The sequence below is a fragment of the Erwinia aeris genome, assembly GCF_041224955.1.
Lineage (GTDB): Bacteria > Pseudomonadota > Gammaproteobacteria > Enterobacterales > Enterobacteriaceae > Erwinia > Erwinia aeris.
Genome location: NZ_JBGFFX010000013.1, coordinates 1 through 23938 on the forward strand (window position 1 = coordinate 1; position 23938 = coordinate 23938).

The window sequence follows — 23938 nt, forward strand, 5'->3', positions numbered from 1 at the left end:
AAACTCTCTGCGTGACCGCTCCCTGCGTCCGTGCTGCACGCTGTGGAATGCACCCGTTTCCGTACCCGTAAAACGCGCGTCCGCCTTCTCTTTCGGCCCCGCTACGGCTCCCGGACCTTTTGCCGGACGTTGATAATGCGGCCGTGGCCGCCGACCTTATTTTAAAACGGTCAGAAAAGCGGCCGCCGCCGGCCCTCTGCGGCGCGATCCCGTCCCCACGTCTATTCAGCCCCGGCTCAGCGCCAAACTGAACAGTAAAAAGCCCCGGTAAAATACCAGGGCTTCGGTCTTCGCATCAGATTTGCACGGCTAAGCCGGTCGTTGTCAGTATCGGTTTTAATGAATAACCTGCGAAAGAAAAGCCCGGGTTCGCTCCGATTTTGGTGCGGAGAAGAACTCCTGCGGCGGTGCCTGCTCAACGATTTCCCCACGATCCATAAAGATCACCCGATCCGCCACGGTGCGGGCAAAGCCCATCTCATGCGTCACGCAGAGCATGGTCATGCCGTCTTCCGCCAGACCAATCATGGTATCCAGCACTTCTTTTACCATTTCGGGATCCAGCGCGGAAGTCGGCTCATCAAACAACATGATTTTGGGCTTCATGCAAAGCGAACGGGCAATAGCCACACGCTGCTGCTGACCACCAGAAAGCTGGCCGGGAAACTTGTGCGCATGTTCCGCAATGCGTACGCGCTCCAGATAGTGCATCGCCAGCGCTTCAGCCTCTTTCTTTGGCGTTTTGCGTACCCAAATCGGCGCCAGCGTGCAGTTTTGCAGCACGCTCAGGTGCGGAAAAAGGTTAAAGTGTTGAAACACCATGCCGACTTCCGTTCGCACACGCTCAATATTGCGTAAATCATCGTTCAGGTGGATGCCATCCACAACAATACGACCCTGCTGATGCTCTTCCAGATGATTGATACAGCGGATAGTGGTGGATTTTCCGGAGCCGGAAGGGCCGCAAAGAACGATGCGTTCGCGTGCTTTTACCTGCAAATTAATGTCTTTCAGCACATGAAACTGCCCATACCATTTGTTAACTTTTTCCAGCGTAATCATCATCGCTTCATCCGATTGAATCAAAGAATTAGTCATTGTAAGCCTCAGTGCGGCGTGCGCCCGGTGTGAAAACGCCTTTCCAGATACTGGCTGTAGCGCGACATGCTAAAACAGAAAATCCAGTAAACCAGCGCGGCAAAAACGTACCCTTCGGTGGACATACCAAGCCAGGCGGGATCGACCGTAGCCTGCTGGACGCTGCTGAAGAGATCGAAAAGCCCGATGATAATCACCAGGCTGGTATCTTTAAAAAGCGCGATAATCGTATTGACGAGGCCGGGGATGACCATTTTTAGCGCCTGGGGCAGGATAACCAGCCCCTGCGTTTTCCAGTAGCCCAGCGCCAGCGACTCGGCGGCTTCATACTGTCCTTTCGGCAGCGCCTGTAAACCGCCGCGTACCACTTCTGCTACATAAGCCGACTGGAAAAGGATCACGCCTACCAACGCCCGGATTAGTTTATCGATGCTGCTGCCTTCCGCCATAAACAGCGGCAGCATTACCGAGGACATAAACAGCACCGTGATCAGGGGAACACCTCGCCAGAACTCGATAAAGATAATCGACAGAGAGCGCACTACTGGCATCGTGGAGCGGCGTCCCAGCGCAAGCAGGATACCGAGCGGCAGTGCGCCAGCGATACCCACGGAGGCGATAATCAGCGTCAGCGTGAGTCCGCCCCACTGGCGCGTTTCAACGCGTTCAAGCCCAAAGAAGCCGCCATAAAGCAGAACCCATACCACCACAGGATAAACAATTGCCCATACGGCGATATAACTTCCCCGGCGCGGGAGTGACTTAATAAACATCGGGATGATGCTGAGCAGGCCGATAACCAGGGCCAGATTAATGCGCCAGCGCAGCTCATGAGGATAAAGACCATACATAAACTGGCCAAAGCGGGCATGGATAAACACCCAGCAGGCGCCATCTTTGGTACAGTCCGCGCGGGTAGTGCCGATCCAGTTAGCCTGAAAAATCAGCCAGTTCAGCGCTGGCGGTATCACACTCCAGATCACCCACAGGCAGAACAGCGTCAGCAGCGAATTGCCCCAGCTTGAGAACAGATTTTTTCTGGCCCATTTCACGGCTCGCGTAAAAGAACTTACCGGCACAGGCTGCGTATCATGCGTGGCTAAAGTCATAGTTATTCCGTTCTCTTAACGCTCAATCAGCCGTATTTTGCGGTTATAGATATTCATCAACAGCGAAATCAACAGGCTGATAATCAGGTAAACGCCCATAGTGATCGCGATGGTTTCAATGGCCTGTCCCGTCTGGTTCAGCACCGTGCCGGCAAACAGCGACACCATATCGGGATAGCCGATTGCCGCCGCCAGCGAGGAGTTCTTAACAATGTTCAGATACTGGCTGGTCAACGGCGGGATAATGACGCGCATCGCCTGAGGAATAATAACCTGACGTAGCGTGACCGGATTCGGCAGACCAAGCGAGCGAGCTGCTTCACTTTGCCCGTGCGGTACGGACTGGATCCCGGCACGGATCACCTCAGCAATAAAAGAAGAGGTATAGATAGACAGCGCCAGCGTCAGCGCCGCCAGCTCCGGGATCAGCACAAAACCGCCGCGGAAATTGAAGCCGCGCAGCAGCGGTACATCCCAGTGCATCGGCACGCCAAAAGCCAGATGAGCGAGCAAAGGGAAAACAATGAACATGGCCAGGATGGCAGGCCAGCTACGTCTCAGCTGGCCCGTTTTCAACTGATAGCTACGGTTATAACGGAACAGCGCAACGCTGCATGCCGCAGCAAGCAGCAGGGAGAGAAGAAAAGGCCATGTGCCAGGGGCGTATGCCGGCCAGGGAATGTAAAGGCCGCGATTACTGATGAAGGCCAGATCGAAGGCGTTCATCGCCTGGCGTGGGCCCGGCAGGTTGCGCAGCACGGCAAAGTACCAGAAGAAGATTTGCAGCAGCGGCGGAATATTGCGGAAGATTTCGATATAGATGGTTGAAAGCTTGCGCAGCAGCCAGTTATCCGACAGGCGGGCAAGGCCAATGAAAAAGCCCAGCAGAGAGGCGAATACAATACAGAGCGCGGAGACCAGCAGCGTATTGGTCAGGCCGACCAAAAAGACGCGGGCATAGGTATCGGCTTCGCTGTAATCGATAAGATGCTGAACGATGCCGAAGCCCGCACTGCGCTCCAGGAAGCCAAAGCCGGAGGTGATGCCGCGGTTGGCCAGGTTAATCACCGTATTGTGGATAAGATAGCCAGCTACGGCCAGCACCAGCACCACGGCGATAATCTGGTACAGCCAGGCGCGCACCGCAGGATTGCTAAAGGAGATATCCCTTTTTACGGACGGGCGTTGAGACATGTTGAAACCTCAGTCACGAAAATTCTGACGAAGGCGCCGATTGGCGCCCTGTTGCAGCGGGAATTAACGTACCGGTGGCGCGTACTGAATGCCGCCTTTGTTCCACAGCGCATTCTGACCACGTGCGATTTTCAGCTGGCTGTCTTTACCGACGTTACGATCGAATACTTCCTGATAGTTGCCTACCTGTTTAATGATATTGAAAGCCCATTTGTTATTCAGCTTGAGATCCTTGCCGAAATCGCCTTCTGAACCCAGCAGGTGCGCCATATCCGGCGTGGAAGGCTTAGCGGCCATCTGGTCAACGTTCGTTGAGGTGATGCCCATCTCTTCCGCGTTCAGCATCGCAAACAGCGACCACTTAACGATGGTGTACCAGTCATCATCGCCACGGCGAACCACCGGCCCTAAAGGCTCTTTTGAGATCACTTCCGGCAGCACGATAAATTCGTCCGGCTTGCCTAACTTGATGCGCAGGGCATACAGCTGCGACTGGTCAGAGGCCAGCGTATCGCAGCGGCCGGTATCCAGTGCTTTTGCCGATTCGTCAGAGCGATCGAAGGTCACAGGCGTGTACTGCATTTTGTTGGCTTTGAAATAGTCGGCGACGTTCAGTTCGGTATCCGTTCCCGCCTGGATACAAACCGTGGCGCCATCCAGCTCTTTCGCGCTTTTAAGGCCCGCTTTCTGGTGAGTCAAAAAACCAATACCGTCATAGTAATTTACGCCGGCAAAAATAAAGCCCATACCGCCATCGCGCGAGGAGGTCCAGGTAGTATTGCGGGAAAGGATATCGACTTCGCCGGATTGCAGAGCGGTAAAGCGCTCTTTAGCCGTTAACGGGGTGTATTTTACTTTTGTCGCATCGCCAAACACGGCCGCCGCTGCGGCACGGCAAACATCCACATCGATACCGCTAAATTTACCGCTGGCATCCGCAAACGAGAAGCCAGGCAGGCCGTCACTGATCCCGCACTGCACAAACCCTTTCTTTTTAATCGCATCCAGCGTAGCACCGGCATGGGCCTGATTAGCGACTGCAAACAGCGCTGCAGCGGCCACCAAAGTGGAGAGCATCATTTTTTTCATAAAGCATCCTGTGTGGCGTAAGCGTTTTGTTATGTTTTAGTGCACGCTGCGGTGCACTTTTCCTGTCTGTGGCAAGAGCCATCCACGACACTGCAAAGGCAATGCCAGATTTGCAGCATCCTGAATTTCATGGAAAGGTTTGTTAATAATCGGAAGCGTATAGAAAGTTTGCCTAATATTGCGCACCAAACAGAGGCAAAAGCCGCGCGGCTGGTCACAAATGGTGCGAAATGTTTCTTAAAATTTATGCGGTGTGAGCAAAAGCGCGATTATTGTTGCGCCAAGCAGCAAGCAGCAAGCAGCAAGGAGCAAGGAACAAGGAACAAGGAACAAGGAACAAGGAACAAGGAACAAGGAACAAGGAACAAGGAACAAGGAACAAGGAACAAGGAACAAGGAGTAAGCAGCAAGCAGCAAAGAGCAAAGAGCAAAGAGCAAAGAGCAAAGAGCAAAGAGCAAAGAGCAAAGAGCAAAGAGCAAGCAGGAAGGACAAGCCAGAAGCAGGAAGCGGCAAGTTGGTAGCTGCAGGGGAAGGCAGAAACGCAGAAGCAGAAGCAGAAGCAGAAGCAGAAGCATAAGCAAAAGCGGAAGACAGAAGTTGAGGGCAGAAGAAGGCAGAAGGCAGAAGGAAGCAGGCAGAAGAGAGGCAGAAGGCAGAAGGCAGAAGCAGGCAGAAGAGAGGCAGAAGGCAGAAGACGCAAGCAAAAGAGAGGCAAAAAAAACCAGCCGCTGCGGGCTGGTTCATAAACGTTAAGACGCCTCAGTAAAGTGGCTGTGCGCCATCAGGACGCGTTTTAAAGCGGCGGTGCAGCCACATATACTGCTCGGGCGCACGCATGATCTCCGTCTCAATCACCTTATTCATATAGGCAGCAGCCTGCTGCTCATCGGCAATGGGGTAATCTTTCAGTTCAGGTTGGATCACCAGTTCATAACCGCTGCCGTCGTCATTACGGATCAGCACAACGGTGATCATGGCTGGCTTAGCCATGCGGGCCAGCATCCAGGTGCCGCTGGTGGTAGCCGCCTGCGGTACGGCAAACAGCGGCGCGAACACGCTGCCCTTCGGGCCGTAGTCCTGATCGGGCGCAAACCAAACGGCTTCACCCTGTTTCAACGCCTGCACCATGCCACGCAGATCGCGGCGGTTAATCATCGCCTTATTGGAACGCATCCGTCCTTTGGTCTGTACCCATTCCATCAGCTTGTTGTTATGCGGGCGATACATCGCCATCATCGGCTGACACAGGCCCATGGCCCTGCCGCCCAGCTCCAGCGACATAAAATGCACGCCGATAATCAGCGCGCCGCGGCCTTCTTGTTGTGCCGCCTGTAAATTGTGCAGGCCGTTAACGGTAAACCAGCGCTTCACCCGGCGATCGGACCAGAACCAGGCCATACCGGTTTCCAGCAGGCCCATTCCCAGCGATTCAAAATTGCGTACGATACGCTGCTCGATTTGCGCTTCCGGCATATCCGGGAAGCAGAGCTCAAGGTTACGACGGGTAATGCGGATACGGCGCTTTAAAAACCGCATTGAAGTACGGCCCATCCAGGTTCCCAGCTTTTGCAGAAGCGGAAACGGCAGCTGAACCAGTAAAAACAGCAGTCCCAGACCAGCCCAGGTGATCCAGTAACGAGGGTGCATCAGGCTGCGGGTAAAGCGGGGGGATACCTTCATATATCTCTCTTTATGCGTGCATGGAAGATGTAGCGCATAAAGACGTTAATCCGTAGCGGTACAGGGTATAGGACAACGAGATTGGCAGGAAGTTGAGGTAAATGTCTGTTATTTACACAATCAAGACAATTTTGTCTGAACGGCGGCCATTAAAAAAGGCGCTAACAGTACGTAGCGCCTCCGTCACAATGAACCGAAACTTAGTTCATGCCGTATTTTTTCAGTTTCTTACGCAGCGTACCGCGGTTGATACCCATCATCAGGGCTGCACGGGTCTGGTTGCCACGGGTATATTGCATCACCATGTCCAACAGTGGCTGTTCCACTTCAGCCAAAACCAGCTCATACAGGTCATTAACATCCTGACCATTCAGTTGAGCAAAATAGTTCTTCAGTGCCTGTTTGACCGAGTCACGCAGAGGCTTTTGAGTCACCTGATCCTGGGAGTTAACGGTTGAAACGGTCAGTACGTCAGAATTTACGCGTTGTTCGAACATAGTTCTGTCAGCTCTTTATTTCTATTATGCAAGTTTTTCGAAGTATGCCTCCAACGCCTCCAGCTGTTCGCTGGCATCCTCAATGGCGTTGAATGTGCGCCGAAACTGGTCGTTTGGGGCGTGCTCCTGGAGATACCAGGAGACGTGCTTCCGGGCAATACGGTATCCTTTGCGGTGACCATAAAAGTCGTGCAGTTCCCGTAGGTGCCCAATGAGCAAGCGCTTTACTTCAGCCAGTGGCATTGGTGCCAGCAGCTCCCCAGTGTCCAGATAATGCTGGATTTCCCGGAAGATCCACGGTCTTCCCTGAGCCGCGCGTCCTATCATCAGGGCATCTGCCCCCGTATAGTCAAGCACGGCTCTGGCTTTATGCGGGTCAGTAATGTCTCCGTTCGCGATTACGGGGATAGAGACACTCTGCTTAACTGTCCGAATGCTGTCATATTCAGCTTCGCCGTTGAACAAACACGCGCGTGTGCGTCCGTGAATGGTCAGGGCCTGAATGCCACAACGTTCAGCCAATTGGGCAATCTCAACACAATTGCGGTTGTCCACGTCCCAGCCGGTGCGAATCTTTAGCGTAACGGGCACATCCACCGCATTGACCACCGCTGAAAGGATAGACCTTACCAGCTCTGGATGCTGCAGCAGGGCAGAGCCCGCCATTTTCCGATTCACCTTTTTAGCCGGACAGCCCATGTTGATATCGATAACCTGCGCGCCCGATAAAGCGTTAATGCGCGCGGCTTCAGCCATCTCATCAGGATCACAACCGGCAATCTGCACGGTACGAATACCGGGCTCATCACTGTGTACCATACGCAGTCGGGATTTGTCGCTGGCCCAGACTTCCGGGTTTGACGACAGCATCTCCGATACGGTCATACCAGCGCCCATTGCGTAACAAAGCGTCCGGAAAGGCCTGTCGGTAATTCCGGCCATTGGTGCTGCAATCAGGCGATTGCGAAGCTGGTGGTTTCCTATGCGCATGAAAAAAAAGTGACCATAGTGTGTTCGCAAGGCGGCGTATATTACGCATTTTTTTAAGAAGATGAAAGGCCAAACTTTGAACAATTCCCCCTTCAAACCGGCATTGTCGGCCTGCGGAGACGGTGAGACGAATAAATATCCTTATTTAACAATAGATTGAATTTTAACGATTAAATGATGAACAAATATTTTTCTTTTTTTGTGAGGCAGTTAACACTATAAATTGCGGCGCTTCAGGCTCTAAGCGCGACAAGCGCCGCCATACGCCTGCAAAAAAAGGCGAAATAGCGTACTGCTATTCGGCAATTATTCGACCGTGCAGAGGCTGCAAGGGGCGATTATTAGCATGTTTAAGCGCGTGCTCAAAAACCGCCAGCTGGGCCGGAGAGAGCGTAACGGGCTGCTTCAGAATCAGCCAGCGCACGCCTTCCGTGCAGGGCGGCGTAGTCAGCGAACCGCTAAAGCGGTAGTAGTGTTTCCCGGCGGGAAAAAGCGTGGCGAGATCCATGCTTTGCTTCATGGTTTCAACCTGGTTTTGCTGTGCGGGCAGGGACGCGAGCAGCGGCTTAAGCGCGCTGTTTTCAGCGCCGGTTTCAAACATAACGGCCAGCACGGCCAGCTCGCCTTGCTTGTTGGCATGAACAAAATGCGCTTCAAGCGGAAAGCTTTTGCCGAAAAGGTGATTTTCGCTGGGCGCGTGAAAATGGAACTGTTTAAGCACGAATGCGTCATTATCAAGCTGAAAATCGTCGCTGTCCTTCACCGTAACCTGGATAGTGTGGCCATTGTTAACAATGGTTTTGGTATCGGTATGAAAGTTTATGCCCAGCGGCGGCAGCTTGCCGTCAATAACCCGGGTAATATCGACGGGGGACTGATACTGGCCGGTTTTACAGGTTTGAAACTCATCACCCAGCTCGGCCCAGTGTTCAGGCGAGCCCTGGCCTTCATAAGACCAGTGAATAGCCGGTTCAGCCATGACGGGCAAAGCGGCAAGGCAGGAGAACAGCAGAGCATATCTTCTCATCTTCATTATCCCTTGAAGTAGCCGGCACAGGCCGGCGCGATTAAATAACCCTGCTGATAATAAGCCTATGGTAGAGGAAATCTATCTGAATCCGTCCCTGGAAACCGATAGTTTAGCGACGCACGCCGGTAATGCGGCACCACTCTTCTTTTTCCGCCACCGGATCGAGCACGAACTTATCCGCATAGGCTTCGCACACGCCGTCCGCCTGGCTCGCCAGCACGCCGGAAAGACCCAGATGACCGCCGGAAACCGGCAGCACGCTGATAAGCGGCGCCAGCTCACGCAGCGGGCCGGCAAGGATATTAGCGACCACGACATCTGCGCTGAGGTTCTCTGGCTGCTCGTGAGGCAGGTAAAGCGACAGACGTTCCGACACGCCGTTGCGCTCGGCATTGTCACGGCTGGCCTGGATCGCCTGCGGATCGATGTCGATACCAATAGCCTGTGCCGCACCCAGCTTCAGCGCCGCGATAGCGAGAATGCCGGAGCCGCAGCCAAAATCGATCACGGTTTTACCGGCCAGATCCAGGCCGTCCAGCCAGCTCAGGCACATCGCCGTCGTGGGATGGGTGCCGGTGCCAAACGCCAGGCCGGGATCCAGCATCACGTTGACCGCATTCGGATCCGGCACGTCGCGCCAGCTTGGGCAAATCCACAGGCGCTGACCAAAACGCATCGGATGGAAGTTTTCCATCCATTCCCGCTCCCAGTCCTTGTCTTCTATCTGCTCAATTTTGTGGTGGAAGCCGGCGCCCAGCAGCGGATGCTGTTCCAGACTGGCAATCACGTCCTGCATGTCGGTTTCGGCATCAAACAGGCCGATCGCATCGGTATCGCCCCACAGGCGCGTTTCGCCAGGCAGCGGTTCAAACACCGGATTGTCGTGCGTATCCTGAAACGTGACCGAGACAGCCCCGTTCTCGATCAGCGCGTCGCCCAGCTCTTCAGCCTGGTCGCCGGTGGTGTTGATTTTCATTTGTATCCAGGGCATTGCGATTCTCTTTAGTCAAACAAATAAAGGCTAAGGCCGGACAGGGCGGCCAAAACGGTTGCCGATTACGAAGGCAATCAGGCTCAGCAGTAGCGAAGGCACAATCGGGTGAAACCCCCACGGCTGCAGTGAAAAGCTGGCCAGCAGGGTATAGCAGCCCGCGCCGCCGATCATGCTGCTGAGTGCGCCGGCAGCATTGGCTTTCTCCCAGTATAACCCCAGCACCAGCGGCCACAGAAATACCGCTTCCAGACCGCCGAAAGCCAGCAGGTTAAGCCAGATCAGCATATCGGGCGGATTCCAGGCCGCCACCAGCAGCAGCAGGCCCAGCACCAGCGTGACCGTCGCGGAGATCTTTCTGAGCAGCGGCTCGTTATCCAGCTGCTGCGGGCGCACGCGCAAAAAGAGATCCTTGACGATCGTGGCGGAAGACTGCAACAGCTGCGCGTTGATCGTCGACATAATGGCGGCCATCGGCGCGGCCAGGAAGATCCCGGCGGCCAGCGGCGGCAAAACGTGGATCATCAACGTCGGGATCACCAGATCCGGCACGGTCAGGCCCGGCATCACGACGCGACCCAGCGCGCCGGCCAGATGCATGCCGAACATCAGTACGGTCACGACCACGGTGCCCAGCAGGATGCCGCGATGCACGGCCTTGCTGTCTTTATACGAGATACAACGTACGGCGGTATGCGGCAGGCCGATCACGCCAAAACAGACCAGCACCGAGAAAGAGGCCAGAAAGGTCGGGCTGAGGATATTATCCACGCCGCCTGGCGAAATCAGCTGCGGATCGATCTGCTGCAGCTTCTGTACCGCGCTGTGCATCCCGCCTGCGCTATGGATCACCGCAAACAGCAGGATAAAGGTGCCAAGCAGCATAACCACGCCCTGTAAGGCATCGTTCAGCACGCTGGCGCGGAAGCCGCCGAAAGCGGTATAGAGCGCAATAGCGCCGCCGAAAATCAGCAGGCCGCTGCTGTAAGGAATGCCCGCTGCGGTTTCCAGCAGCCGCGCGCCGCCGATAAACTGCACGGTCATCGCGCCAATAAAGGCGATCAGCAGGCTGAGGCTGGCAAACCAGACCAGCAGCGGGCTGCGATAGCGGGCGTAGAGCATATCGTTAAGCGTCAGCGCGTTATAGCGCCGGGCCAGAATAGCGAACTTCTTGCCTAAAACGCCCAGCGACAGCCAGACGGCGGGCACCTGCACCATCGACAGCAGCACCCAGCCCAGCCCATATTTATAGGCGGCGCCAGGCCCGCCGATAAAGGAACTCGCGCTGATATAGGTGGTAGTCAGCGTCATCGCCAGCACAAACCCGCCCATCGAGCGGCTGCCGAGAAAATATTCGGTAAGAAAGTTGCCTTCGCGCCGTTTACGCATCGCGTAGACGGAAAGCGCCGCCACCAGCAGCAGATAGGCGATAAGGGGCAGAATGATCCCGGCCTTCACGGCGTATCCTCCAGCGAAATATCACGAAAGATCCGTTTGATCATCAGCCAGCAGAAAAAGATAAACAGCAGCGGCACCAGCAAACAGGCCATTTCGAACCAGTGGGGCAGGCCGGTGATGCCCGGCTGATTGCCGCCAAAAGCGGCCGTCAGCGACCAGGCGGCCACATAGGCGACCGCCAGCCAGAACGACCAGCGCGCCTCGCGATGCGCCTGCACAAAGCGTTTTTCCATTTTTCCTCCCGTAACAGGCAAAGAAAAAGGCCGGTCAGACCGGCCTTCCTTTATTACCTCTGGCGGATCAGGTTTCCTGAATGCCGAGTTTTTTCTCCAGATAGTGGATGTTGGTGCCACCGATCTGGAAGTTTTCGTCGCTCATGATCTTCATCTGCAGCTCGACGTTAGTCTTGATGCCGTCGATGATCAGTTCCGCCAGTGCGTTCTTCATACGGGCGATAGCCACGTCACGCGTCTCACCGTAGGTGATCAGCTTGCCGATCATGGAGTCATAGTACGGCGGTACGGTATAGCCCGCGTAAATATGAGACTCCCAACGCACGCCGAAGCCGCCAGGGGCATGGAAGCGCGTGATTTTACCCGGGCTTGGCAGGAAGGTGTTCGGATCTTCCGCGTTGATACGGCACTCGACCGCATGGCCGCGAACCACTACGTCTTCCTGTTTGATCGACAGCGGCTGACCGGCAGCGATACGCAGCTGCTCTTTGATCAGATCGACGCCGGTGATCATCTCGGTAACCGGATGCTCAACCTGGATACGGGTGTTCATTTCAATGAAGTAGAACTCGCCGTTCTCGAACAGGAACTCAAAGGTGCCCGCGCCACGGTAGCCGATATCGATACAGGCTTTCGCACAGCGATCGCCGATAAAGCGGCGCTGTTCTTCCGTGATGCCTGGCGCTGGCGCCTCTTCCACCACTTTCTGGTGGCGACGCTGCATGGAGCAGTCGCGCTCGGCCAGATAGATGGCGTGGCCCTGGCCGTCAGCCAGTACCTGAATTTCGATATGGCGCGGGTTCTCGAGGAATTTCTCCATGTAAACCATGTCGTTGTTGAAAGCCGCTTTGGCTTCCGCCTTCGTCATGTTGATGGATTGCTCAAGATCCTTGTCGTGGCGCACAACGCGCATCCCACGACCGCCGCCGCCGCCGGAAGCCTTAACGATAACCGGATAACCGATACGTTGAGCGATGGCGCGGTTTTTTTCCATATCGTCGCCCAGCGAGCCGTCAGAACCTGGTACGGTTGGCACGCCGGTTTTTTTCATCGCGGTGATGGCGGAAACTTTATCGCCCATCAGACGGATGGTGTCGGCTTTAGGGCCGATAAAGATAAAGCCGGAGCGCTCCACCTGTTCGGCAAAATCGGCGTTCTCAGAGAGGAAGCCGTAGCCTGGGTGGATAGCCACCGCGCCGGTGATCTCTGCGGCAGAGATCAGCGCCGGGATGTTCAGATAGCTTTTAACAGATGGCGCAGGCCCGATACAAACGGTCTCATCGGCCAGCAGCACGTGTTTCAGATCGCGGTCGGCGCTTGAATGCACGGCCACGGTCTTGATGCCCAGTTCTTTACAGGCGCGCAGAATACGCAGCGCGATTTCACCACGGTTAGCAATTACAATTTTTTCCAGCATGGTTCGCCTCGTTATTCGATGACTACCAGCGGCTCGTCAAATTCTACTGGCTGACCGCTTTCGACCAGGATCGCTTTTACCACGCCGGACTTATCGGCTTCGATCTGGTTCATCATTTTCATCGCTTCAACGATGCACAGGGTGTCGCCAGCGTTAACTTTCTGGCCGACTTCGACAAAGGCTTTCGCGTCCGGGCTTGGCGTGCGGTAGAAAGTACCGACCATTGGTGAACGTACGATGTGGCCACTGATCTCGGCAGCGGCAGGCGCTTCCATCGCTGGCGTGGTGGCTGGTGCCACGGCGGTTGCCAGCGCTGGCTGCGGCTGCATTGGGGCAGCCCAGGCCTGCTGCATCATTGGGTAGCCTGAATTGGCCGGGGAACGACTGATGCGAACGGACTCTTCACCTTCAGAAATTTCCAGTTCAGCAATGCCTGATTCTTCAACCAGTTCGATCAGTTTTTTAATCTTACGAATATCCATTAGTGTGGTTCCGTACTCTGTTTAATTAGATTGTGACAGGCGTTTAACCGCCGTCTGTAAAGCCCAGGAATAACCGTCGACGCCAAGTCCACAAATTACGCCAGCAGCAATATCAGAAAGATAAGAATGATGGCGGAAAGGCTCGCGGGCATGCACATTGGACAGGTGCACTTCAATAAACGGGATGCTGACTGCAAGCAGGGCATCACGAAGCGCCACGCTGGTATGCGTATAGGCCGCCGGGTTAATGACGATATAATCGACATTGCCTCTCGCCTCATGAATGCGGTCAATTAACGCGTGTTCCGCGTTAGACTGCAGATGACTCAGCTTCACATTGAGCGCGTCAGCCTGCGCAGTTAGCCCGCTGACGAGATCGGGAAGGGTCGTGCTGCCGTACTTCTCCGGCTCGCGAGTGCCAAGGAGGTTCAGGTTGGGACCATTCAAAAGCAGTATGTGAAACTTTTCAGCCATCTTGCTGCTATCTCCTGCGATAATTGAGGCATCGCACAAAATACAATGCGAAAAGCCATTTGTCACCTTTCACGGTGAAATTTGGCCCCTGCACGGGTTTAAAACCGGGCATTATAACGATTTCAACGCAATTCGCAGCTAAATACTGGTCGTATCAGCGAAGATAATCCACCGGACGCCTAAGAAAGCATCCGGTTATGCGCGGCGGCGCACGTTTTATCGCAGCCACTGACGGAATTTCTTATAGCGCCACAGCAGCAGGATCAGCGCCAGAGACGCGTAGATCCAGGGCTGGGGCGAGAACGTTTTAACCGACCACAGATAGTGGACAGGTGCCAGGATCAGGACGAGATAAATGGCGTTGTGCAGCTTTTGCCAGTTTTTGCCCAATTTTCGCTGCGCTTTCTGAAAAGAGGTCAGCGACAGCAGCAGCAGGATAAACCAGCTGATAATCCCCAGCGTCAGGTAGGGACGCGAGATCAGCTCCGAACCCAGCAGGCTGAGGTTAGCGATACCCAGCTCCAGCAGCGAATAGCTGACCAGATGCAGCGTGGCCCAGGCAAAACACCACAGTCCCAGCAGGCGACGGACGCGGATAAGCAGCGGCTGCCTGCCGTAGCGCGCCAGCGGCGTGACCAGCAGCGTGCCGAGCAGGAATTTCAGGGCCATCCGGCCGGTAAAATGCTGGATATCCTTTGCCGGATCGGCGCTCAGCCAGCCCTGGTTAATAGACAGGATCAGCCAGAGAAAAGGTAAAAAACCGGCCAGATGCAGCAGTACTTTCAGGCCGGTGATCTGCTTGCCCGTCAGACGCACTAGAAGTTCTCCCGCAGATCTAATCCCTTATAGAGGGAAGCCACCTGGTCGGCATAGCCGTTAAACAGCAGCGTGGGCTGACGCTTGACGTCCAGAATGCCGCCGGAGCCGATAAAACGCTCCGTAGCCTGCGACCAGCGCGGATGATCGACATGCGGATTCACATTGCCGTAGAAGCCATACTCGTTCGAGGCCAGCAGGTTCCAGGTAGTCGGCGGCTGCGCCTTGACCAGGGTAATTTTCACGATGGACTTGATGCCCTTAAACCCGTATTTCCACGGCACGGTCAGGCGGATCGGCGCACCGTTTTGCGGCGGCAGCGCTTTGCCGTAAACGCCGGTGGTTAACATGGTCAGCGGATGCATCGCTTCATCCAGCCGCAGCCCTTCCACATAGGGATAATCGATGCCGCCGCCGACAAAGCGATCGCGCTGGCCCGGCATCTCTTCCGGCGCGTAAATCGTTTGAAAGGCGACATAGCGCGCATTGCTGGTCGGCTCTGCGGCTTTTAACAGCTTGCCCAGCTCGAACCCAATCCAGGGCACCACCATCGACCAGGCCTCTACGCAGCGCATCCGATAAATACGCTGCTCTAACGGAAACCGCTTAAAGATATCGTCCATATCCAGCGTCATCGGCTTCATTACTTCGCCGCCGATCTCGATTTTCCAGTCGGCGGTTTTCAACGAGCCGGCGTTGGCCGCCGGATCCGCTTTATCCAGGCCGAATTCATAAAAGTTGTTGTAGCCCGTTACCTTATCTTCCGGCGTCAACGCTAAGTCGGCCTGATACTGTGCGGGCTTGCTGAAGTCGAGCGGTTTACCGGCCGGCGCTTTCTGGCTCTCTTTGCCTTTTCCCTGTAGCCAGGAAAGCACGTCGGCGCGGGCCGTCGGCACCGACAGCGCGGCGGCGCTAATCCCCAGCGCTTTCATTACCTGGCGACGCCGGGCGTTGAAAATGCTTTCCGGGGTAACATCGTTTTCAGTGAGTTTATCAACGGGCTTCATGGCTGTGTCTCCAGAGACGGTCACTTTTTAGCATGACCAAAAAAAGCGAATTCAGCGAATAAAAAAGCGGCTGGCGCGCAGAATATCAGCTCCGTAAAACCGTTAAGAGAGCAGGAAGTGTAATCAGTTATGTGAATGTTGAAGAAAGGTAAATATAAGGCGGGTTCGCTACGCCGGGCGGCAAGCGGCGCGCGATAAAAACCACCTGGCGGGATCGGCACGCCAGGTGATATAACGCGCTAGCGAATTTTTACCAGCGTCCGGCCCGTAATCTCGTTATTAAGCAGTTTGGCCGCGCTGGCAGCGGCATCGACCAGCGCAATTTCCGTTGTCGCCTGCTGATAAAACGCGTCTGGCAGCGTTTTAACCAGCCTTTTCCAGGCCGCAAGGCGACGCTCTGCGGGTGCCGTAACGGAATCGACGCCCTGAAGGCGCACGTTGCGCAGAATAAAAGGCATTACGGTGGTTGGCAATGCAAACCCGGCCGCCAGGCCGCAGGCCGCTACCACGCCGCCGTAGTTCATCTGCGCCAGCACGCTCGCCAGTACCTTATCACCAGCGGTATCCACCGCGCCGGCCCAGCGCTGTTTTTCCAGCGGTCGGCTGTCGGCGCTGAAAGCCTCACGCGGCAGGATCTCGCTGGCGCCCAGCTGGTGAAGATAGTCATGGGTGGAGGGTCTGCCGCTTACCGCTGTCACCCGATAGCCGAGCGAGCTGAGCAGGGAAACCGCCGTGCTGCCCACGCCGCCGCTGGCGCCGGTCACTATCACCTCGCCGCTGTCAGGCCGCACGCCGCCTTCCTCCAGCGCCATGATGCACAGCATAGCGGTCAGGCCGGCCGTGCCGATAATCATCGCCCGACGGCCATCAAGCCCTTCCGGCATCGGCGTCAGCCAGTCGCCTTTTACCCTGGCCTGTTCCGCCAGGCCGCCCCAGTGATTTTCCCCTACGCCCCAGCCGGTCAGCAGCACCTGTTGTCCGGTATGAAAGCGCGGATCTTCGCTGTGGCGCACCTGGCCTGCAAAATCGATGCCGGGCACCATCGGAAACTGCCGGACAATTTTCCCTTTGCCGGTAATCGCCAGCGCATCTTTGTAGTTCAGGCCTGACCAGCTGACATCTACCGTCACCTCGCCCGGCGGCAGGGCGTCCGGGCTGAGCTGTTTTACCGTGGCCAGGGTTTTGCCTTCGGACTGTTCGAGAACCAGTGCGTGCATGAGAATCTCCTGAAAATGGAACGGAAAGGTATAATAAAAGTCTGACCTCACTATACTCCCGGCAATCAGTAAAATTTTGTTTAAGATGCATAAAAGCATGAGGAAGGTCTCTGCAAAGCCATTCGCCGTTACTGCTTTTTGCTACGGCGTCTCTTTCACGGTAGCCAAAGAGCACAAGGATGCGATTAACCACCAAACTCTCCGCAATGATTACCTTTGTCAGCGCACTGGTCATGCTTGTCATGCTGGTGGGCGGCGTAATGAGCTTTTATTACCTTAGCGATTTGCGCGCTGAGCATCGTCTGCAGACGATGGCGGACGACATCGACAGGGCACTCGACCATCAATCTCCTGACCAGATAGCCCCGGGGCTGTCGCAGGTGATGGGGCCTTTACAGGTTGTTCGCATCACTTTCATGGTAAATAATCAGCCCGTTAAAACCCTTTCCCGCCATCAGGATGCGCTGATGGAAGATGAGCCTAACCGCTATCGCGACAGCGTTATCCCTCTGAGCAAACATGCCCGGTACGTGCTGCATATCGTCTGGATAGACAGCGCGAAAACCTGGCTGATGTCCTTTATTGGCGCGTCCATCTTAAGCCTGCTGGTGCTGGCGCTCGGCATCCTGCTGCTGATCCTGTTTTTCTCGCATCGCTGGCTGTACCGGCAGCTTGAAGGCATGGAGCGGCTGGAAAATCGCGCGGCAAAAGTGCTGAGGGGCGAAAGAGAAACCGTGCGCCCGGGTTCCGTACTGGAGTGGCCGCCCAAGGCCAGCAGCGCGCTGGATCTGCTGCTCGGCGATTTGCAGGAAGCCTCCGAGCGCCGCAATCGCGTTGATACGCTGATCCGGGCTTTCGCCGCGCAGGATCCCATGACCGGCCTGCATAACCGCCTTTTCTTCGACAACCAGCTGGCCACGCTGCTGGAAGATAGCGAAACCGCCGGCGCGCACGGCATGGTAATGATGATCCGCCTGCCGGATCTCGACACGCTGCGTGACAACTGGGGCCATGCGCCCGTGCAGGATTACCTTTTCGGCCTGGTGAACCTGCTGTCTACCTTCGTGATGCGCTATCCCGGTGCGCTGCTGGCACGCTATTTCCGCAGTGATTTCGCCGTTCTGCTGCCGCATCGCAGCCTGAAGGATGCCGACAGCATCGCCTCCCAGCTGATCAAAGCCGTGGATGCGCTGCCGCCCACGCGCATGCTGGATCGGGAAGATATGATCCATATCGGCATCAGCGCCTGGCAAAGCGGGCAAACCACGCAGCAGGTCATGGAAAACGTCGAGCTGGCCACGCGGCACGCGGCGCTGCTGGGCGGCAATAACTGGTCGGTCAGCGAAAAACCGGCGCCGGAGCTGAGCCGGGGCAGCGTCAAGTGGCGCACGCTGCTGGAAAATACCCTCAGTCGCGGCGGGCCGCGTTTGTATCAGAAACCGGCGGTAACGCGGGAAGGGCGGCTGCACCATCGCGAAATCATGCCGAGGATCTTTGACGGCAAAACCGAGCTGGCGGCGGCTGAATATCTGCCGCTGGTGCAGCAGCTGGGCATGGCCGAAGGTTATGACCGAATTTTAATAAGCCGCATCCTGAGCTTTATCCAGGCCTGGCCGGAGGAAACGCTGGCGATACCGCTGACGATCGATGCGCTCCTGCAGCGTCCTTTCCAGATTTGGCTGCGCGATATGCTGCTGCAATACACTAAATCACAAAGAAACCGTATTTTATTTGAACTTGCGGAAGCGGATGTAGGTCAACATCTCTGCCGCTTGCACGGCGCCTTTCATTTACTGAAAGGTTTTGGCTGCCGTATTGCCATTATCCAGGCAGGGTTAACGCTGGTCAGTACGGTCTACATCAAGGTGGTGTCGCCGGAACTGATCAAGCTGCATCCCGGTCTGGTGCGCAATATTGACCGTCGCAAGGAGAATCAGCTGTTTGTGCAGAGTTTGCTCGAAAGCTGCAAGGGTACGTCAACGCAGGTTTTCGCCGCAGGCGTAAAAACCCGAAGTGAATGGCAAACCTTAACGGAGTCAGGGATAAACGGCGGCCAGGGCGATTTTTTTGCTCCTTCGCAGCTGCTGACAGGCGATATGAAAAAATATTCGCAAAGATATCGAGTTTAGTCTGCCGTTAAGCCGGATTTCACGTAGAATAGCCGCGCAGCTGTGGTGCCGGCTACGTTTGACGGGCGGTAAAGCAGTGCCTAAATATGTAAAAATTCATGTACGTTATGTCCGTAAAACGGCCTTAAAACAGGGGCGATGCGCCTGAACTCAGGCATTCTGCTCGCGTAGTTTTTTGGGTTGTGACTCAGGCGAGAGATAGCGTGATTTTTCACCGAAGTAGAGCGTTTTTGCGCCTTGTCGCTGCTTCGTGTGGTTGGTAAAGTAAGCGGATTTTATTATCCGCCCCCAGCTAGCAGGATTATCCTTCAGTATGTTTAAAAAATTCCGTGGCATGTTTTCCAACGACTTGTCCATCGACCTGGGTACCGCCAATACCCTGATTTATGTGAAAGGACAGGGCATCGTTCTGAATGAGCCTTCCGTCGTTGCTATTCGTCAGGATCGTGCCGGTTCCCCAAAGAGCGTCGCGGCAGTAGGTCATGACGCCAAGCAGATGCTGGGTCGTACCCCCGGCAATATCGCTGCTATCCGTCCAATGAAAGACGGCGTGATCGCCGACTTCTTTGTGACCGAAAAGATGCTGCAACACTTTATCAAACAGGTTCACAGCAACAGCTTTATGCGCCCAAGCCCGCGCGTGCTGGTGTGTGTGCCTGTCGGCGCGACCCAGGTTGAACGCCGTGCGATCCGTGAATCCGCACAGGGCGCAGGCGCGCGTGAAGTTTTCCTGATTGAAGAGCCGATGGCAGCCGCTATCGGTGCTGGCCTGCCGGTTTCGGAAGCGACCGGTTCAATGGTGGTCGATATCGGCGGCGGCACCACGGAAGTTGCGGTGATCTCTCTGAACGGCGTGGTTTACTCCTCTTCCGTGCGCATCGGCGGCGATCGCTTTGACGAAGCCATTATTAATTACGTGCGCCGTAACTACGGCTCGCTGATCGGCGAAGCCACCGCTGAACGAATCAAACATGAGATCGGCTCCGCTTATCCGGGCGACGAAGTGCGTGAGATCGAAGTGCGCGGTCGTAACCTGGCGGAAGGCGTGCCTCGCGGCTTTACGCTGAACTCCAACGAAATTCTGGAGGCGCTCCAGGAGCCGCTGACCGGCATCGTTAGCGCGGTGATGGTTGCGCTGGAACAGTGTCCGCCAGAGCTGGCCTCTGACATCTCCGAGCGCGGCATGGTGCTGACCGGCGGCGGTGCGCTGCTGCGCAACCTTGACCGTCTGCTGATGGAAGAAACCGGTATTCCGGTGGTAGTGGCTGAAGATCCGCTGACCTGCGTCGCACGCGGCGGCGGTAAGGCGTTGGAAATGATCGACATGCACGGCGGCGATTTGTTCAGCGAAGAATAATTTGCCATGAAGGCGCGCGGGTCCCGCGCGTCTTGTTAATGATGTCGAGGAATACGCCGAGTTTATGAAGCCGATCTTCAGCAGGGGCCCATCCCTGCAGTTACGCTTGTTTCTGGCAGTTGTGGTAGCGATAGGCGTGATTATCGCCGACAGCCGTATGGGCGCTTTCAGCCAGATACGCACCTACATGGATACGGCGGTCAGCCCATTCTATTTTCTGGCCAACGGGCCACGTCAGATTCTGGACAGCGTTTCCGACACGCTGGCCTCTCGCCAGCAGCTTGAGCTGGAAAACAAAGCCCTGCATCGCGAGCTGATGCTGAAAAACAGCGAGCTGCTGATGCTGGGGCAATTTAAGCAGGAAAACGCGCGTCTGCGCGAGCTGCTTGGTTCGCCGCTGCGTCAGGACGAGCACAAGATGGTCACCCAGGTCATCTCTACCGGCACGGATCCCTATACCGATCAGGTGGTAATCGACAAAGGCAGCGTAAACGGCGTTTACGAAGGCCAGCCGATTATCAGCGATAAAGGCGTGGTCGGTCAGGTCGTCGCCGTCGGCAAAATCACCAGCCGCGTCATGCTGATTTGCGACTCCTCTCACGCGCTGCCGATTCAGGTATTGCGCAACGATATCCGCGTGATTGCGGCGGGCAACGGCTGTACGGAAGATCTTCAGCTTGAGCACTTGCCGGGCAACACCGATATCCGCGTGGGCGACGTGCTGGTCACTTCCGGCCTCGGCGGTCGCTTCCCGGAAGGCTACCCGGTCGGCGTGGTGTCCTCCGTGAAGCTCGATACGCAGCGCGCCTATACCGTGATCCAGGCGCGTCCGACGGCGGGCCTGCAACGCTTGCGCTATCTGCTACTGCTGTGGGGCGCGGATCGCAACGGCACCATGCCGATGGCGCCGGATGAAGTGCACCGCGTCGCCAACGAGCGCCTGATGCAGATGATGCCGCAGGTGCTGCCGGCCGCCAGCGAAATGATGGGGCCGCCTGCGCCGGATAACGCATCGACAACCGGCCAGACAACGCCTGCGGCTCAGGCCGCGCCTGCCGCTGCCGCGCCCGCCTCGCGCAGAGGCCAGCCTTGAGCAGCTATCGCAGCCATGGTCGCTGGGTTATCTGGTGCTCGTTTCTGGTGGCGCTGGTGCTGCAAATCATGCCGTGGCCCGATCAGCTCTATATGTTCCGGCCTTCCTGGCTGCTGTTGATCCTGATTTACTGGGTGCTGGCGCTGCCGCATCGCGTGAATGTCGGCACGGGTTTTGTGATGGGATCTATAATGGATCTGATTTCAGGCTCGACGCTGGGCGTGCGTGCGCTGGCTTTCAGCATCCTTGCTTACCTGGTGGCGTTTAAATTCCAGCTATTCCGCAATCTGGCGCTCTGGCAGCAGGCGCTGATGGTGATGGTGCTGTCGCTGGCGATGGATGTCATTGTCTTCTGGGCGGAATTTTTAGTTATTAACGTCTCGTTTCGTCCGGAAATCTTCTGGAGCAGCGTAATAGACGGTATTCTGTGGCCCTGGCTGTTCTTGCTGATGAGAAAAATACGTCGCCAGTTTGCCGTACAATAAGGAAGAGTATGATATCCCTTTACCTGGCCTCCGGTTCTCCCCGTCGTCGTGAATTACTTACGCAGCTTGGTCTGCGTTTTGCGCGTTTAAGCACGCAGGTTGAAGAGCGGCAGCAGCCCGGCGAAATGGCGGAAGCCTACGTCCGGCGTCTGGCGCTGGAAAAAGCGCAGGCCGGCGTGGCGGTGGCGGAGCAGGATCTGCCGGTGCTGGGCGCCGATACCATCGTGGTGCTGAACAACGAAGTGCTGGAGAAACCGGCAGACGAGGCCGCCGCCGCCGCGATGCTGGCTAAACTTTCCGGCCAGACGCATCAGGTGATGACGGCCGTCGCGCTGGCCGATCGGCAACGGCAGCTGGCGTGCATGGTGGTAACGGAAGTCACTTTTCGCCTGCTGAGCGAGGAGGACATTGCGGCCTATATCGCCAGCGGCGAGCCGATGGATAAAGCGGGCGCCTATGGCATTCAGGGACTGGGCGGGAATTTCGTCAGAAAAATCAATGGAAGCTATCACGCGGTGGTGGGGCTGCCCCTGGTGGAAACGGCTGAGCTGCTGAGCCAGTTTCACGCGCTGCGTGAGGTAAGGGAACAAGATGACGGCTGAACTTCTGGTAAATATTACCCCTTCGGAAACGCGCGTCGCCTATATTGACGGCGGCATTCTGCAGGAAATTCATATTGAACGCGAAGCGCGCCGGGGCATTGTCGGCAATATCTATAAAGGGCGCGTCAGCCGGGTTCTGCCGGGCATGCAGGCTGCCTTTGTCGATATCGGGCTGGAAAAAGCCGCCTTTCTGCACGCTTCCGACATCATGCCGCATACCGAATGCGTAGCGGGCGACGAGCGTAAAAACTTTTCCGTACGCGATATTTCCGAACTGGTTCGCCAGGGACAGGATCTGATGGTGCAGGTGGTGAAAGATCCGCTGGGCACTAAAGGCGCGCGTCTCACCACCGATATCACGCTGCCTTCGCGCTATCTGGTCTTTATGCCGGGCGCGTCGCACGTTGGCGTTTCGCAACGTATAGAAAGCGAAGCGGAGCGCGAGCGTCTTAAGTCCGTGGTGGCCGCCTACTGCGACGAGCTGGGCGGCTATATTATCCGCACCGCCGCCGAAGGCGTGGGCGAACAGGAGCTGGCTTCCGACGCCGCGTTTCTAAAACGCCTGTGGACTAAGGTCATCGAGCGCAAAAAGCGCAATAAAACCCGCTGTCGTCTTTATGGCGAGGTCGCGCTGTCGCAGCGTATCCTGCGCGATTTCGCCGGGGCCGCCCTGGATCGTATCCGTATCGATTCGCGTCAGACGTGGGAACATCTGGTGGAGTTCACCAGCGAATACATTCCTGAAATGACGGCAAAGCTGGAGCTGTACACCGGCAAGCAGCCGATTTTCGATTTGTTCGATGTGGAAAACGAAATCCAGCGCTCGCTGGATCGCAAGGTGGAGCTGAAATCCGGCGGCTATCTGATCATCGACCAAACCGAGGCGATGACCACCATCGATATCAATACCGGCGCCTTTGTCGGCCATCGCAATCTGGATGAAACCATCTTTAACACCAACGTCGAGGCGACGCAGGCGATCGCCCGCCAGCTGCGTCTGCGCAACCTCGGCGGCATTATCATTATCGACTTTATCGATATGAATAACGAAGATCATCGCCGTCGCGTGCTGCACTCGCTGGAGCAGGCGCTGAGTAAGGATCGGGTCAAAACCGGCATCAATGGTTTCTCGCAGCTTGGGCTGGTAGAGATGACCCGTAAACGCACGCGGGAAAGCATTGAGCATGTGCTGTGTCAGGACTGCCCGGTCTGCAAAGGACGCGGCACGCTGAAAACCGTGGAAACCGTCTGCTATGAGATCATGCGCGAAATAGTCCGCGTTCATCACGCCTACGATTCGGACCGTTTTTTGGTTTACGTTTCGCCTGCGGTTGGCGAGGCGCTGAAAACCGACGAATCCCATGCGCTGGCGGAAGTAGAGATATTCGTCGGCAAGCAGGTGAAAGTACAGATTGAACCGCTCTATACTCAGGAGCAGTTTGACGTGGTGATGATGTAAGCCATCGGCTATCCCGTTCAGAACAAAGCC

General features: G+C 56.0%; 24 protein-coding genes. 7 read left to right on the forward strand and 17 right to left on the reverse strand.

Annotated features, from left to right (window positions below):
- Positions 1-336: 336 nt before the first annotated feature.
- The 4 genes from AB6T85_RS18655 to AB6T85_RS18670 form a co-directional block, all read right to left on the reverse strand.
- Positions 337-1098: an amino acid ABC transporter ATP-binding protein gene (locus AB6T85_RS18655; protein WP_301250750.1), complete on the reverse strand. Its 762-nt coding sequence runs from the start codon at positions 1096-1098 to the stop codon at positions 337-339.
- An 8-nt stretch (positions 1099-1106) separates the two neighbouring features.
- Entirely contained in the window at positions 1107-2207 is a 1101-nt protein-coding gene (locus AB6T85_RS18660; RefSeq protein ID WP_253457773.1) for an amino acid ABC transporter permease, read from the reverse strand.
- 15 nt (positions 2208-2222) lie between these two features.
- Positions 2223-3401: an amino acid ABC transporter permease gene (locus AB6T85_RS18665; protein WP_253457775.1), complete on the reverse strand. Its 1179-nt coding sequence runs from the start codon at positions 3399-3401 to the stop codon at positions 2223-2225.
- A 63-nt stretch (positions 3402-3464) separates the two neighbouring features.
- Complete coding sequence (locus tag AB6T85_RS18670; RefSeq protein WP_125287040.1) at positions 3465-4490, reverse strand: amino acid ABC transporter substrate-binding protein; 1026 nt, start codon at positions 4488-4490, stop codon at positions 3465-3467.
- A gap of 272 nt (positions 4491-4762) precedes the next feature.
- Here AB6T85_RS18670 and AB6T85_RS18675 point away from each other — a divergent pair, with 272 nt between their 5' ends.
- On the forward strand, positions 4763-5068 hold the full coding sequence (locus tag AB6T85_RS18675; protein WP_369896355.1) for a hypothetical protein: 306 nt from the start codon (positions 4763-4765) through the stop codon (positions 5066-5068).
- 182 nt (positions 5069-5250) lie between these two features.
- Here AB6T85_RS18675 and lpxP read toward each other — a convergent pair whose 3' ends face one another.
- The 13 genes from lpxP to acuI form a co-directional block, all read right to left on the reverse strand.
- Positions 5251-6171 carry a kdo(2)-lipid IV(A) palmitoleoyltransferase gene (lpxP, locus tag AB6T85_RS18680; protein WP_253457781.1) on the reverse strand — a complete coding sequence of 307 codons (921 nt, stop codon included), beginning with the start codon at positions 6169-6171 and terminating at the stop codon, positions 5251-5253.
- Positions 6172-6371: 200 nt separating this feature from the next.
- Positions 6372-6668 (reverse strand): DNA-binding transcriptional regulator Fis, encoded by a 297-nt coding sequence (gene fis / locus AB6T85_RS18685; protein ID WP_000462905.1) that lies wholly within the window; start codon positions 6666-6668, stop codon positions 6372-6374.
- A gap of 24 nt (positions 6669-6692) precedes the next feature.
- Entirely contained in the window at positions 6693-7658 is a 966-nt protein-coding gene (gene dusB, locus AB6T85_RS18690) for a tRNA dihydrouridine synthase DusB (protein WP_125287483.1), read from the reverse strand.
- Between the two features lie 295 nt (positions 7659-7953).
- Positions 7954-8685 (reverse strand): carbonic anhydrase, encoded by a 732-nt coding sequence (locus AB6T85_RS18695; protein ID WP_367317853.1) that lies wholly within the window; start codon positions 8683-8685, stop codon positions 7954-7956.
- Between the two features lie 112 nt (positions 8686-8797).
- Complete coding sequence (gene prmA, locus AB6T85_RS18700; protein WP_301250744.1) at positions 8798-9679, reverse strand: 50S ribosomal protein L11 methyltransferase; 882 nt, start codon at positions 9677-9679, stop codon at positions 8798-8800.
- 30 nt (positions 9680-9709) lie between these two features.
- Entirely contained in the window at positions 9710-11137 is a 1428-nt protein-coding gene (panF, locus tag AB6T85_RS18705) for a sodium/pantothenate symporter (RefSeq protein ID WP_369896356.1), read from the reverse strand.
- On the reverse strand, positions 11134-11370 hold the full coding sequence (locus tag AB6T85_RS18710; protein ID WP_125287046.1) for a YhdT family protein: 237 nt from the start codon (positions 11368-11370) through the stop codon (positions 11134-11136). Before AB6T85_RS18710 ends, panF begins: the two co-directional genes overlap by 4 nt.
- A gap of 67 nt (positions 11371-11437) precedes the next feature.
- Positions 11438-12787: an acetyl-CoA carboxylase biotin carboxylase subunit gene (gene accC, locus AB6T85_RS18715; RefSeq protein ID WP_253457793.1), complete on the reverse strand. Its 1350-nt coding sequence runs from the start codon at positions 12785-12787 to the stop codon at positions 11438-11440.
- An 11-nt stretch (positions 12788-12798) separates the two neighbouring features.
- Positions 12799-13269 (reverse strand): acetyl-CoA carboxylase biotin carboxyl carrier protein, encoded by a 471-nt coding sequence (gene accB, locus AB6T85_RS18720; protein WP_125287048.1) that lies wholly within the window; start codon positions 13267-13269, stop codon positions 12799-12801.
- Positions 13270-13290: 21 nt separating this feature from the next.
- Positions 13291-13743, reverse strand: coding sequence for a type II 3-dehydroquinate dehydratase (aroQ, locus tag AB6T85_RS18725; protein ID WP_199746318.1), 453 nt, complete (start codon positions 13741-13743; stop codon positions 13291-13293).
- Between the two features lie 216 nt (positions 13744-13959).
- Entirely contained in the window at positions 13960-14559 is a 600-nt protein-coding gene (msrQ, locus tag AB6T85_RS18730; RefSeq protein ID WP_253457796.1) for a protein-methionine-sulfoxide reductase heme-binding subunit MsrQ, read from the reverse strand.
- Positions 14559-15566, reverse strand: coding sequence for a protein-methionine-sulfoxide reductase catalytic subunit MsrP (gene msrP / locus AB6T85_RS18735; protein ID WP_253457798.1), 1008 nt, complete (start codon positions 15564-15566; stop codon positions 14559-14561). The genes msrQ and msrP overlap by 1 nt, the downstream gene beginning before the upstream one ends.
- A 239-nt stretch (positions 15567-15805) precedes the next feature.
- Positions 15806-16783 (reverse strand): acrylyl-CoA reductase (NADPH), encoded by a 978-nt coding sequence (gene acuI, locus AB6T85_RS18740; RefSeq protein ID WP_369896357.1) that lies wholly within the window; start codon positions 16781-16783, stop codon positions 15806-15808.
- 179 nt (positions 16784-16962) lie between these two features.
- Here acuI and csrD point away from each other — a divergent pair, with 179 nt between their 5' ends.
- From csrD to rng, 6 genes are all read left to right on the forward strand, one after another.
- Complete coding sequence (csrD, locus tag AB6T85_RS18745) at positions 16963-18912, forward strand: RNase E specificity factor CsrD (RefSeq protein WP_369896358.1); 1950 nt, start codon at positions 16963-16965, stop codon at positions 18910-18912.
- Positions 18913-19225: 313 nt separating this feature from the next.
- The gene (mreB, locus tag AB6T85_RS18750) at positions 19226-20269 is read left to right on the forward strand and encodes a rod shape-determining protein MreB (protein WP_003855260.1); all 1044 of its coding nucleotides are present in this window, start codon (positions 19226-19228) and stop codon (positions 20267-20269) included.
- A gap of 64 nt (positions 20270-20333) precedes the next feature.
- Complete coding sequence (mreC, locus tag AB6T85_RS18755) at positions 20334-21362, forward strand: rod shape-determining protein MreC (protein WP_369896359.1); 1029 nt, start codon at positions 20334-20336, stop codon at positions 21360-21362.
- Complete coding sequence (mreD, locus tag AB6T85_RS18760; RefSeq protein WP_253457811.1) at positions 21359-21847, forward strand: rod shape-determining protein MreD; 489 nt, start codon at positions 21359-21361, stop codon at positions 21845-21847. The genes mreC and mreD overlap by 4 nt, the downstream gene beginning before the upstream one ends.
- A gap of 8 nt (positions 21848-21855) precedes the next feature.
- A complete protein-coding gene (locus AB6T85_RS18765) occupies positions 21856-22449 on the forward strand; it encodes a Maf family protein (RefSeq protein ID WP_253457814.1) in 594 nt (197 codons plus the stop codon).
- Positions 22439-23908 carry a ribonuclease G gene (gene rng, locus AB6T85_RS18770; protein ID WP_253457817.1) on the forward strand — a complete coding sequence of 490 codons (1470 nt, stop codon included), beginning with the start codon at positions 22439-22441 and terminating at the stop codon, positions 23906-23908. The genes AB6T85_RS18765 and rng overlap by 11 nt, the downstream gene beginning before the upstream one ends.
- Positions 23909-23938 lie beyond the last annotated feature (30 nt).